Genomic DNA, 12,562 nt, shown 5'->3' on the forward strand with positions numbered 1-12,562 from the left:
ACCTCAGCGCTTCTCATTCCAAATCCGTCGCGATCTGAAAGACGCAGTCGCCACGCGCCACCCGGCCCGGCGCACGCTTGCACAGGACCATTCCGTCGAGCTGAGAACGCACGATCGTCGCTTCGCGCCAGGGTTCCTCGGGATGGTGGATGGCGCCCGTGGCATCACCGCTCTCGACCTCGTCGCCAAGCTCCTTGAACGGCTCGAACACGCCAAAGTCGTAGGCATAGACCGAACCTTGAACCCGAAGCTCGCGGGTGCCATTGGCGGCATCCGCTTGGTAGTTCGGCAGCATGCCAAGGAAATGCAGAACGCGCTTGACGCCCCGTTCCGTCAGCGCCAGGACCCAGGGGGTGACGGCGCCACCGCCGCCAAGTTCAGCCATCAGTGAGATAACGCCCTTGCGCGAGGCCGCAGCCATGGAGGTTCGGTTGGTTGTCTGGCGGCCCCCACTCTTGAAGACCCAGGCATAGGGCGCGTCGAAAGCCTGCTGAAGCTCGACCAGCGTCTGCGCTTCCGCCGCCGTGACGCCGCGCCCCCGGAGCAGCGTCGGCGCATAGACCAATGAGGACCCGCCGGAATGAAGGTCGAGGCAGTAGTCGCACATCGGCATCAGCACCTCTTCGATGTAGTGGGCGATGGCCTGGGTGGGCGTGCCCAGCGGGTCACCTGGAAAGCTACGGTTGAGGTTGCCGTCGTCGATCGGCGAGGTGCGCAGGCCAGCCTCTGCCGCCGGGTAGTTGGCCATGGTCAGGATGAGGAGGCGGCCACGGATATCGGTGGGCTCCAGTTCGCTGCAGAGCTTCGTCAGCGCAATCTGGCCCTCGTACTCGTCACCATGATTGCCGGACATCAGAAGAACCGTCGGGCCATCGCCATTCCTGATCGTGACCATAGGAACTGGGATCCAGCCATAAGCGCTGCGATGGACCGAGTGAGGCAGTCGCAGGAAACCGGTGTGCTTCCCGTCGCTGTCAAAATCGACCTCCGATGTGATCAAGGATCCTGACATTCCCCGAACACCACATGACCCCGCAGCTCTTTCAACGCCGGTCTCATAGCAGAGAACAGCCGCGAGCCCAACGTCGTCTCTCGGCTTTTGGCCGTCCTGACGTCTGCCGAGATCCAACCTCCGCTCCATCCCCGCAGCCGGGCGTTGCTGGCGAATTGGCCGCTTTCCTGCGGCTCTTTCACCTTCGCATCAAAGGTCGGACGGGAGGAGCAAGGCAGGTCCGGGGCAGCTCCTGATTCATCGGCGACTCAGCCAGGCGATCCAAGACACGGACGACGCGGCTGCGCGGCAGTGACGTGTCGACCTGTGGCTCGATCAAACTGCGCTCAATTGGACTCAATTGAGCGCAGATAATTTGATCTCTTCCATATAGATAGAGCAGCTTATCTGCGTTCGAATGAACGCAGGCTGCTCTAGGCCTCGGGGCGAAAGATGAGAGCGAGACCGTTGATACAGTAGCGGAGACCGGTGGGGGCTGGTCCATCCTCGAAGACGTGACCGAGATGGCCGAGACAGCGGGCGCAGTGGATTTCGGTGCGTGGCAGGATCAAACGGAAATCCAAACTCGTGGCAACGTGAGTTTCGTTGATCGGAGCCCAGAAGCTCGGCCAGCCCGTCCCACTGTCGTACTTTGTCTTGCTCGAAAAGAGCGGCAGCTCGCAGCCGGCACAATGAAATGTCCCACTGCGCTTTTCGTCGTTGAGTGAGCTGCTGTACGCGGGTTCGGTCCCCTCCTCGCGAAGGATATGGAACTGATCGGCTGTGAGGCGACCCTCCCAATCGCGCTTCGAGAGCGCCCGCCACTTGTCGACGTCCGCCAGGGACGAGACGGCGGCCCTGGCAACCTGGCTAAAGGCGAGCGGCAAGGTCAGCAAGCCGAACGCGCCGCCGCCGGTGGTGCCGAGCAGCTGGCGAAAGAAGGTGCGGCGAGACAGTCTCATTTGCCCTACTTCTTGGTCAATCTCAGGTTGGCGAGCAAGAAGACACAACAAGAGTATGGCGAATGTCAGCGCTAGGCGAAAGGTGGAAGGCTGCTGGGCCCCCGATTCTGAAACTCGCAGGAGCGAATTGCGGAATCGAAGGGACACTTTATTCTTGAATCTAGGATGATTCAGCTTCCAAAGTCCGGCATGTGAAATCTGCCAGACCTTGAATCCATCACACTAGGCGACTGCCACTGTCCGTCAGTGCTTCAAGGCTATTTCGCCAGCAAGACTCCGGGTCCCGGGACCCTCTTGCCACCGCGGCTTCTTTATCTCGGCTCGAACACGGGCTCTAAGCCTGCCGACAGGACCGCGGCGAAGAGGTGGCGCTGAGGGGACCGGCGATCGACGCGGCCATTCTCACCGTTTGGACTCCCACTGCTAGCTCGCTTGGGACCTTTCGCGCGCGACTCCATCGGGAACGAGACCTGGGCTGCCGACAGCCGCGAAATAGGGCCGCTGGAGCCTGCTGCAATGGTGCCGTGATTGACCAGAATCAATGAAGGCCTCGCGTTGTCGGTACATGCTTCACGACAAGAAACCGAAAAGCGTGGCAGAATCATCGCGCTGCGGAGGAGGCAGATTTGGTGGCTCCTTGCAAAGCTCTAGGTGCTGGTCCTATTCGAGATGCCCGATAGCCGGAGAGCCCTGTTGCTGCTGTCCGGTGTTGGAAAGGGCCAGCTCTGACGTGCCTTGGGAGGCCAGCTAAGTCGTCTTGTCTGTTGATTGAGAGGGGCCAAAGGAGGAGGAAAAATGCTTCGAAGACTAAGGCCCGTGCTCATCGCTGGCTCGGTTCTTCTTGTTGCTTTCGCGAGTTCGGTGAACGCAGACCTGGCTGACGACAAGCCTGCGGACGTTGTCATGTATCGGCAGCTGCTTATGAAATCGCTGGACGTTCACATGGCTGGGATCGCTGTCCTGGTCGAGAACAAGGTCGACTATTGGGGGCACGCGAGAGCGCATGCAGAAGCCATCGAAGGCATCAGCCGTGATATGCCGATGGTCTTTCCTCATTGGACGGGCCCCGAGGCGACCGAGACCCTTGCGCTGTCAACGGTCTGGAAGGACTGGCAGGTGTTTCGGTCCTCCTCGTCGGAACTGACCCAGCAAGCGGCTCTTCTCGTCGAGGCGACGGGCTCGATCGACAGGCGAGCCATCCAGCTTCAGTATCAGAAGGTTCGAGAAGCCTGCGATGGCTGTCACGAAGCATTCATGAAGCCGGATTGACCGTCGCGTCGCAGGATTCGGTCTCTACTGATCGCTGACTGGCCATACTCTGTCGATCGAGACAGGCCGCGTGGCTGTCTCGCAAAGCTCGGCCATTGAAAGAGCTCCGCTTTCCGAACTCGCACACTGCGGCGAAGGGCATCCGCTCGGGTTCGACGATGCCGAAGCGTCACGAGCGATTCTTGCGGCGAAGTCCGCAGGGTTCATGACATCTTGTCATGCCGCTCACTTCTTTGTGAATTCAGTGGCTCATCCGGTCTGGCGGCCAAAGTCATCTGCCAAATTGGCAGAGTTTGCAAGTGACCGGGACCCCGGCGAATTCCATGCAATCGAAATTTGTGCCCTTATCTCAGAGATTTGAGATGAGGTTCCGAAATCTGGCCCGAATCTTGCTTCGCTTCCTAGTAGTACGGCCGCGAAATCGGGCCGAATGGCGGAGGCGAACGCTGCAGGGAGGAACTTCGATCTCATGGAAGGGCTGGCGGGCCAGAGTCTTGGCTGACGGTTCTGTTCTTTTGTGAGCGGAGGTCTTTGGGTCTTCCCCAAGTGAACCGCAAGACGATCCTCCGCCCTGTTCGGCAGGCGGCCGCAAGAAAGGCCGACGCTCAACAGGAGAGGACGGATATGAAAGCACCAATCAAGCGTTTGAAGGAGGTCGCAGGCGCTGCGGCTCTGCTGGGGCTCGTGTTTGTGATCCCGCAGACGGCCGCAGCCCAACAAGCGATGGGTGGCCAATATCGCCAGCAGGCTCAGCCGCAGCAGCCGCAAGCCGGTTATGGGCAGTGGGGCATGCGCGGCATGTACGGCATGCCCGGCTGGGGCCAGCAGGGCATGTATGGCATGCCCGGGATGCGCGGCATGTACGGCATGCCCGGCTGGGGCCAGCAGGGCATGTATGGCATGCCCGGCATGTACGGCATGCGAGGCATGTACGGTATGTATGGCATGCCGGGAATGACCGGCATGTACGGCATGCCCGGGATGTACGGCATGCCGGGAATGCAAGGCATGTATGGCATGCCCGGTATGCAAGGCATGTACGGGATGCCGGGAATGACCGGCATGTATGGCATGCCTGGAATGACCGGTATGTATGGGATGCCGGGAATGACGGGCATGGCCGGCCTTCCTGCCGCTCCTGGCACGGCTGGGTTCTTCACCGTTGGGCCGGGCGGAGTGATTACGCTTTATCCGACTGGATCGGTCGCCTTCTACCCTGGAATGGCTGGAATGCCCGGGATGCAAGGCATGCCCGGTATGGCCGGCATGCAAGGCATGCCCGGGATGACCGGAATGCAGGGCATGCCAGGCATGGCCGGAATGCAAGGCATGCCCGGAATGACCGGGATGCAAGGCATGGCAGGTGCCGAAGAGGAGGCCGCCCAGAAGACTGAAACGCAGCCTGAGAAGAAGAACTAGGCGTTCAGGTTCCAGATTGGTGGGCGTCTGAGCGCGCCCACCAAGTGGACTGCAGAGTCCGGACCGGAGCAAGGCGGCATCAAAGACGCGGTTCCGGGCAACGCGAGTTCTTCGGAGCGCAGCGTGCGAGGAATGCTCACAAGAAACATGCATACACCGAGCTAGGGAGGCTCGGAGATCGGTCTGGCAGTCTTCCCAATCGGTTGCGAGGGCGGCAGCAGATCATTCCAGCATCGGGTCCGTAGCCAGGTAGATCCGGTTCGATGCGACAACAACGAGTCAGCGGGAGAGGTAGCTGATGCGGAACAGGCTAGGAAGACTCTGGAGGTGTATCGGCCTCGCGACGGTGTTTGGCGCGCTGGTTGTTGCGTCTCAGCCGTCAGCGGCCCAGCAAGGCATGCGCGGCATGTACGGCATGCCCGCTATGTCCGGCTGGGGCCAGCAAGGCATGTACGGCATGCCCGCCATGCAGGGCATGTATGGCATGCCCGGCATGTACGGCATGTATGGCATGCCCGGCTGGGGTCAGCAGGGCATGTACGGGATGCCCGGCATGTATGGCATGTACGGCATGCCCGCTATGTCCGGCTGGGGCCAGCAGGGCATGTATGGGATGCCCGGCATGTATGGCATGTACGGCATGCCCGGGATGGCCGGCATGCGAGGTATGTATGGCATGTACGGCATGCCCGGTATGTCCGGCTGGGGTCAGCAGGGCATGTACGGGATGCCCGGCATGTATGGCATGTACGGCATGCCCGCTATGTCCGGCTGGGGCCAGCAAGGCATGTATGGCATGCCCGGCATGTACGGCATGTACGGCATGCCCGGGATGACCGGCATGCGAGGTATGTATGGCATGTACGGCATGCCCGGTATGTCCGGCTGGGGTCAGCAGGGCATGTACGGCATGCCCGGCATGTATGGGATGCCCGGGATGCAAGGCATGTATGGCATGCCCGGGATGACCGGCATGCAAGGCATGTATGGCATGTACGGCATGCCTGGGATGTCCGGCTGGGGCCAGCAGGGCATGCGCGGCATGTATGGCATGTACGGCATGCCCGGAATGACCGGCATGTACGGGATGCCCGGAATGTTCGGCATGTACGGGATGCCCGGGATGTTCGGCATGTACGGGATGCCCGGCATGTACGGCATGCCCGGAATGACCGGCATGTATGGCATGCCCGGGATGTACGGCATGTACGGCATGCCCGGCATGCAAGGCATGTACGGGATGCCTGGGATGACCGGCATGTACGGGATGCCCGGGATGTACGGCATGTATGGGATGCCCGGCATGCAAGGCATGTACGGGATGCCCGGGATGTACGGCATGTATGGCATGCCAGCGATGGCCGCTTGGGGTCAGCCCGGGATGACCGGCATGTACGGCATGCCCGGAATGACCGGTATGCCGGGCATGGGCGGCATGTCGGGTCGGAGTTGGGAGCCTCCCAGCCAGCAGCAATAGCGGAGACCCCCAAAGCGCGATCGGGGGCGGCGCGGACTGGTCGGCGCCCCCGATCGAGATTTCCGTCCGAGATCAGATGGATCGGTCGAGACGAGAGGCCAGCAACGGTCGCCAGGGAAAGCGAACAGAGCCGTGCAGAACAGATCGGATCACAGGAATCGAGGGACTGCCACGTCGGAACCCGCAGTTGCGAGCGAAGAGGCTGGCTGGAGGAGGAACGAAAGGCTGAGCCTACTTGTCCTTGTCGGTGTGCTTTGCGCAGGCGTCGTGGGCGGTGCCGTCTTCTGGAAGAGCCGAACCTTCGCTGACGGACGAAGCGGCATGACCGTGGTGCATTCCGAAGGCGACACATCCGAGGTGCTCAGCGCATCCGCGTCGGGATCATCACGTGCTGTGGAACACGCCCCGATCGCGGCAGTACCGGTCCCGGTTGGACAGGTCGACGGCCAGAACCCGAATCTGGACGGACCGCGAGCGACGGCAAATGGCCGGGCCCACGTCGACATGGTACGGAGCAGACAAGCGGTCATGGACCAGCCGTCACTCGAGCGCCTGCAGATCGCCCAGGCCGTGGAGCAACAACCCGCAACAGATGCAGGTATCGAAGCGCGCTCCGAGACGACTCCGGCACAAGCCGACGAAACGGCTGTGGCAGACGAAGAGTCAAACGAGAGCGCGGCGCCGGCTTGGATTGCCGGCCTCGAACCGGACCAAAGACCAGCAGAGGCTCCTGTCATTCGGCAAATGTCGAAGGACGGCGGCTGGTACACCAGGGCTTTGACCGGGACGACGCGTCCCTACCCGGAAAGCTTCGAGTTTCTGGAAGATCAAGAGGCCTGGTACACGCCCTTTTCACGGCCAGGTATGACCGGACCCTACGATCTTCGAGGCTGGCATAGTCTCCAGGCCCCGGCGGAGGGCAGCTGACATGGCGAAGTCGCCACGCTTCCGATGTCCTGAACCCAGGAGATGCACCGTGTCGAAATCCACACAGCGGAGCGCCCTAAGGGTGTTGACCTTGGTTGCCGGCCTAGTGACCGCAACGGCGGCGGCTGCTCAGGAGCCGGCGCCTCTCGGCATGACCGGGACAGAACAGGGCTACACCAAGGGCACAATCCTCGGCGTTCAAGGCTACTACGAGGTCACGCCGAGCGGCGCCATCGTGCTCTATCCGGCAACGCCGGTGACGGCTCCGGGCGTCATGCACACGATCCTGGGCATGTTCGGTGGGACAAGCCTGGTCGGACGGCGTGGCTACTTTCAGATCACGCCAAATGGCGAAATGTATCTCTACTTTCCTCCGGGTGCACAGTGGCCCGGCGCCGCTGGGACATATGTGATGCCAGGTATGCCGGGTCAGACGGGAACGGCGATGACCAGGTAGCGAGGCTGGCCCTGGACTCAGTGGCGTGGATCGGGGTCTTTGGGCAAGCCGAGCGGTGCGCCATCGAACGTTTGGATCAAGTGAACGCAAACATGGGCAACAGGGATGCAAAAGAACGGTTTTGGAATGGTGAGTTGGACTCGCCGTCTCGTTGGGCTCGCTTTGCTGGTTCTTGTAGCTGGGGCGGCGGCTGGCGAACCTGCTGGGGTGCGATCCGGCTATGAGGCTGCGCGATGGCATCCGCTTCATTTCAAGCCGGCCATCGAGACGGCGACGGACGAGCAATGCCTGGCCTGCCATCAGGACATCCTCGACCGGAGGGTGCTGGCTCGCTCACTCGCCGGTGTCGAAACCGCCGAGGCCTTGGCGTGGTACCAGACGCTGGACACCTACGAGGGCGCCCAGGACACCCTTCACCGGCGTCACATCGTCACGCCCTTTGCCAGCAAGGTCATGAACCTCAGCTGCAACTTCTGCCATCAGGGCAGCGATCCCAGGGAGGAGGCACCAGGGTCGTCGGCGACGGCCGTGGCCGTTGGCAGCGACAGCGGCTTCACGTTGCGAAAGATGGTGAACCCCTCGGAGACCTGCTTGCTGTGCCATGGGAGATTCACTTACGAGCTCATGGACGGGGTCGAGGGGCCCTGGCATGAGGTCCGCCAGGACTTCGAGGACGAAGAAACGCAGAACGGCTGCCTGACATGCCATGAAGAGTTGTTTCGTACCGTCCGCCACGGCGTGAACTACCTTCGACCCCAGGCAATTGAAGACCTGGCCAAGTCGAGCTCGGACGTTTGCCTCGGCTGTCACGGCGGCCGCGCCTGGTTCCGCAATTCCTATCCCTATCCCCGACATCCCTGGCCGGATATGCCGGAGGAAGTGCCGGAATGGGCGAAGAACCGGCCAACGGAGTCGAAGGCCCGGTTCCTGGTGGGGGTGGAGACGCAGTGAAAAGTTCCGCTCGAATCCGCCGGACTGGATCCCACAAGCACAAAGGCAAGAGCGATGAGGCATAGCGCTGATCTCGAAAACCTGAAATCCGCCTTGAATTTGACTCGCCGCCGCTTCCTGGAGTTGAGCGCCGGGGGAACGGCTGCCGGTCTGGTCGGGCTCGGCGCGCACAAGGAGGCAAAGGGCTTCGCCTACGAACCGTATTACACGGACGATCAACTCACGACGGTCGTGACGAGCTGTGCGCACAACTGCGGGTCTCGCCACATGCTGGTCGCGCACAAGAAAGGCGATGTCATCGTTCGCCTCTCGACGGACGACGGATCCTATCAGGGCGACGCCTATGGAACGGACACCGAGGAGCTGCCGCAGGTCCGCGCCTGTCTGAGAGGACGTGCGTACCGCTCGCGCATCTACTCGCCGGAACGGCTGCTCTACCCGATGATCCGCGTCGGGGCACGGGGCGAGGGACGCTTCAAGCGCGCCTCCTGGGACTACACGCTCGACTTCCTGGCCGAGAAGATGGTCGAGCTCAAACAGCGCTATGGTCCGACGGCGATCCTCGACCAGAGCTATGCTGGGTCATCCTGGGGGGTCTTGCACAAGTCGGATCAGATCGAAGGCCTCCTGGGGCGGTTCCTGGGCATATTCGGCTGTCGCACCGTTTCCTGGTCGGTGCCGTCCTATCAGGGCACGACCTTCAGTTCGCTGACCACCTTCGGGACGATCGAGGACGGCAACGAGGACGATGCCTTCGCGCACTCCAAGTTGATCATCATGTGGGGCTGGAACCCGGCCTACACCTTCCACGGTGGAAACACTTTCTACTACATGCGCCTGGCCAAGCAGCGCGGCTGCAAGTTCGTTCTCGTCGACCCGCAGTATACGGACTCGGCCGCCGCCTACGACGCCTGGTGGATCCCCATAAAGCCGGCGACCGACGGCGCCATGATGGCGGCCATGGCCCACTACATCTTTGCGACGGGCATGCACGATCAGGACTTCATCGACAAGTTCTGCCTGGGCATGGACGAGAGAACGATGCCCCCCTGGGCCGGACACCTGGAGAACTTCAAGGACTACATTCTCGGCAAGTATGACGGGCAGCCCAAGACGCCCGAGTGGGCCGAGCCGATCTGCGGCGTGAAGGCCGAGGACATCAAGAAGCTCGCCCACATGTATGCCTCGACCAAGCCTGCAGCCCTGAAGGCATCTTGGGCCCCGGGCCGCAACGCCTATGGCGAGCAGTACAACCGGATGGCCGCGGCGCTCCAGTCCATGACCGGCAACGTCGGCGTTCTCGGCGGCTCTTCAGAGGGGGTCGGCAAGGCCTGGCATTCGGAAGCCGTGGCCGGACCCTACGACGAGTTCCGCAACGTCCACGCCGCGGCAATCAAGTCGGATGCCTGGGCACATTGCGTGCTGAACTATCCGGACGTGCGGCGTGAGGACATTGGGCTCTGGCCCAAGCCGGGAACGCCCTACGACGGCGTGATTCCGAACATAAAGGCGATCTGGTGGCATGGATCGGACTGGTTCAACCAGCTGCCGAACATCAACAAGCAGATCGAGGCGATCAACAGGCTGGAGCTGGTCGTCTGCCAGGATTCGACGATCACGCCCTCAGGCCTTTGGGCAGACGTTTTGCTGCCCGCGGCAACGCACTTCGAGCGCCACGACGTCGCACTGCCCTGGTACAAGGGACACTACTACATCCACCGCCCCAAGGTGATCGAGCCCCTGGGGGAAAGCAAAACCGATCTCCAGATCTTCACCGAACTCGCCTACCGGCTCGGCTTCGGACCGGTTTTCAACCCGAAGGCGCCACGCGACTACTTCCAGGACGACAACGCCGTCGACGAAGCTTATCTCCGGGAGTGGTGGGAAAACCGGGTGATGCATCACCAGGGCGTCAAGATGCCCTGGGAGGAGTTCAAGCAGCGGGGCATCTACAAGTTCAAGCTGCCGCGCCCCCATGTGGCCTTTCAGGACAATGTCGAGAAGGGAGTCCCGTTTCAGACTCCGTCCGGGAAGATCGAGATCTTCTCGACCAAGCTGGCGAGCATCCCAGACTGGACTCAGACGCAGTTCGGCTACCCGATTCCCTACATCCCCAAGTGGGTCGAACCTTGGGAGTCGCTCAACAGCCCCAAGACGAAGGACTATCCCTTCCACATGGTGACACCGCATCCGCGCTGGCGGACGCACTCGATCTTCAACAACATCCCCTGGCTCAGGGAGACCTACGAGCAGGAGGTGACGATCAATGCCTCCGACGCGCAGCGCCTCGGGATCAGGACGGGGGACAGCGTCTACGTCTGGAATGATCGCGGGGCGACCGTGGCGCCGGCCTACGTCACCGAGCGCTGCATGCCGGGCGTTGTCGTCCTCTACGAGGGCGCGTGGATGGATCGGGACGAACGGGGCGTCGATCGTTCCGGCAATCCGGATTTCCTGACGCTCGATGCGCCAAGTCCGGCCGGCGCCTTCGCCTACAACACCATTCTGGTCAACATCCAGAAGACCGACGCCGAGCATCGACCCGGTTGGGACAAGCTGGCGACCGCGCGGAGCCACGTGTTCCGGCGCGATTACTAGTTGCTCGCTCAAGGAGGGCTGAAATGGCCGCTGAGAAGGACAAGTCTCGGATCAAGGAAGCGATCAAACGCGTCAAGCGAGAGGTCTATGAGCCGGTCGTCCCTGACATGCAGCTGGGTTTCATCCATCACAACGTCGACTGCATCGGCTGCCGGGCGTGCGAGATCGCCTGCAAGGACAAGAACGGCCTGCCGCCGGGTCCGCGCTTCCGTCGCGTTCAATACATCGAAGGCGGCACCTTTCCGGAGGTCTTTGCCTACAAGGTCAACATGTCCTGCAACCACTGCAGCGAGCCCGCCTGCCTGCCGGTCTGCCCGACCGGCGCGATCTGGAAGCGCAAGACGGACGGGATCGTGGACATCGATTCAACGCTCTGCATCGGCTGCCGGCGTTGCGAGGCGGCCTGTCCCTACGGCGCCCCGCAGTACGATCCAGAGGACCAGATCGTCAAGAAATGCAATATGTGCGTCGATGAAATCGATGCCGGGCGCAAGCCCTACTGCGTCATGGCCTGCATGATGCGGGTCCTGGACATCGGCCCGATCGACGGGCTGGTCGATGGCAGCTATGAGACAAAGGCTCGGGGCCCCGACGAAGGCGTCGTTCGACAAGTCAAGAACATGGCCGATCCGGAGCTCACGAACCCGTCGATCGTCTTCATCCCGCATAGCAAGGGGTCGGTGGAGAGCTAGGAGGTCGGCATGGATCGGGCCCATCGAAACACGAATGCCGGTGGCTTTTTGGCTGAGTTCCGGGAGGCGGTGGCGGAAGACCTTCGGCTCTTGGCGTGTCTCCACGATGCCGAACCGGATGCGGACGGCCTGGAGCAATTGCGTGCCCAGGCGTTTCAGGACTGCCTGGGTCTCAAGCTGATGTCCCCGATCGGCCAGGAGGGGCTCGAGATCTTCGACGCCGCGCTTCAAGCGCTGCCGGAACCGATCAGCTGTGATCTGCTTGATGCCCTCGCGGCCGAGTACGCCAACATCTACCTGACCTACGCCTACAGGGCCTCGCCCTGCGAGTCCGTGTGGTTTGACGATGATGGCCTGGAGCGACAGGAGCCGATGTTCCAGGTACGCGAATGGTACCGCAAGCACCAGACTGCCACGTCCGACCCCAGAAAGCGGCCGGACGATCATCTCGTCTTTCAACTGCTCTTCGTCGCTCGGCTGATCGATCAGGCCGAGGGCGAAGGCGGACTTCGGGATGCTTGTCGTTTCCTGGACGACCACCTCCTGAGGTGGCTCGGCCAGTTCTGCGGCCGCGCCGCTTCCCGCTGCCAGTCGGGATACTTCGCGGGACTGCTGCTGGTCACCGGAGCCTATGTGGACGAATTGCGAGACCTCTTGGCAAGGGCCCTCGACGCGCCGCGACCGAAGACGGAGAACGTCAAGGAGCGTCGGAGTTCCAGACCCGCGGCCTTTGACCGAGACGCGCCCGCCTTCGTCCCTGGGACAGGGCCGGGTTGGTGATCAGACGCAGATGAAGCGGATGCACCTCTCGATGGACGG

General features: G+C 62.0%; 11 protein-coding genes. 9 read left to right on the forward strand and 2 right to left on the reverse strand.

The window, feature by feature from the left end:
- Positions 1-13 precede the first annotated feature (13 nt).
- Both QNJ30_13110 and msrB read right to left on the reverse strand, forming a co-directional pair.
- Positions 14-895 carry a succinylglutamate desuccinylase/aspartoacylase family protein gene (locus QNJ30_13110; protein ID MDJ0944405.1) on the reverse strand — a complete coding sequence of 294 codons (882 nt, stop codon included), beginning with the start codon at positions 893-895 and terminating at the stop codon, positions 14-16.
- Positions 896-1,425: 530 nt separating this feature from the next.
- On the reverse strand, positions 1,426-1,833 hold the full coding sequence (gene msrB / locus QNJ30_13115; protein ID MDJ0944406.1) for a peptide-methionine (R)-S-oxide reductase MsrB: 408 nt from the start codon (positions 1,831-1,833) through the stop codon (positions 1,426-1,428).
- A gap of 936 nt (positions 1,834-2,769) precedes the next feature.
- Here msrB and QNJ30_13120 point away from each other — a divergent pair.
- From QNJ30_13120 to QNJ30_13160, 9 genes are all read left to right on the forward strand, one after another.
- Positions 2,770-3,222 carry a cytochrome c gene (locus QNJ30_13120; protein ID MDJ0944407.1) on the forward strand — a complete coding sequence of 151 codons (453 nt, stop codon included), beginning with the start codon at positions 2,770-2,772 and terminating at the stop codon, positions 3,220-3,222.
- A gap of 624 nt (positions 3,223-3,846) precedes the next feature.
- On the forward strand, positions 3,847-4,641 hold the full coding sequence (locus QNJ30_13125; GenBank protein MDJ0944408.1) for a hypothetical protein: 795 nt from the start codon (positions 3,847-3,849) through the stop codon (positions 4,639-4,641).
- A gap of 298 nt (positions 4,642-4,939) precedes the next feature.
- Complete coding sequence (locus QNJ30_13130; GenBank protein MDJ0944409.1) at positions 4,940-6,118, forward strand: hypothetical protein; 1,179 nt, start codon at positions 4,940-4,942, stop codon at positions 6,116-6,118.
- 321 nt (positions 6,119-6,439) lie between these two features.
- Positions 6,440-7,045, forward strand: a complete 606-nt coding sequence (locus tag QNJ30_13135) for a hypothetical protein (GenBank protein ID MDJ0944410.1) — start codon at positions 6,440-6,442, stop codon at positions 7,043-7,045.
- A gap of 49 nt (positions 7,046-7,094) precedes the next feature.
- The gene (locus tag QNJ30_13140; GenBank protein ID MDJ0944411.1) at positions 7,095-7,502 is read left to right on the forward strand and encodes a hypothetical protein; all 408 of its coding nucleotides are present in this window, start codon (positions 7,095-7,097) and stop codon (positions 7,500-7,502) included.
- Between the two features lie 207 nt (positions 7,503-7,709).
- Positions 7,710-8,453: a hypothetical protein gene (locus QNJ30_13145; protein ID MDJ0944412.1), complete on the forward strand. Its 744-nt coding sequence runs from the start codon at positions 7,710-7,712 to the stop codon at positions 8,451-8,453.
- 93 nt (positions 8,454-8,546) lie between these two features.
- Positions 8,547-11,051, forward strand: coding sequence for a molybdopterin-dependent oxidoreductase (locus QNJ30_13150; GenBank protein ID MDJ0944413.1), 2,505 nt, complete (start codon positions 8,547-8,549; stop codon positions 11,049-11,051).
- Between the two features lie 23 nt (positions 11,052-11,074).
- Positions 11,075-11,743, forward strand: coding sequence for a 4Fe-4S dicluster domain-containing protein (locus tag QNJ30_13155; GenBank protein MDJ0944414.1), 669 nt, complete (start codon positions 11,075-11,077; stop codon positions 11,741-11,743).
- 9 nt (positions 11,744-11,752) lie between these two features.
- Positions 11,753-12,523, forward strand: coding sequence for a molecular chaperone TorD family protein (locus QNJ30_13160; protein MDJ0944415.1), 771 nt, complete (start codon positions 11,753-11,755; stop codon positions 12,521-12,523).
- Positions 12,524-12,562 lie beyond the last annotated feature (39 nt).

Source organism: Kiloniellales bacterium, from assembly GCA_030066685.1.
In the GTDB taxonomy this organism is placed as follows: Bacteria; Pseudomonadota; Alphaproteobacteria; order Kiloniellales; family JAKSBE01; genus JAKSBE01.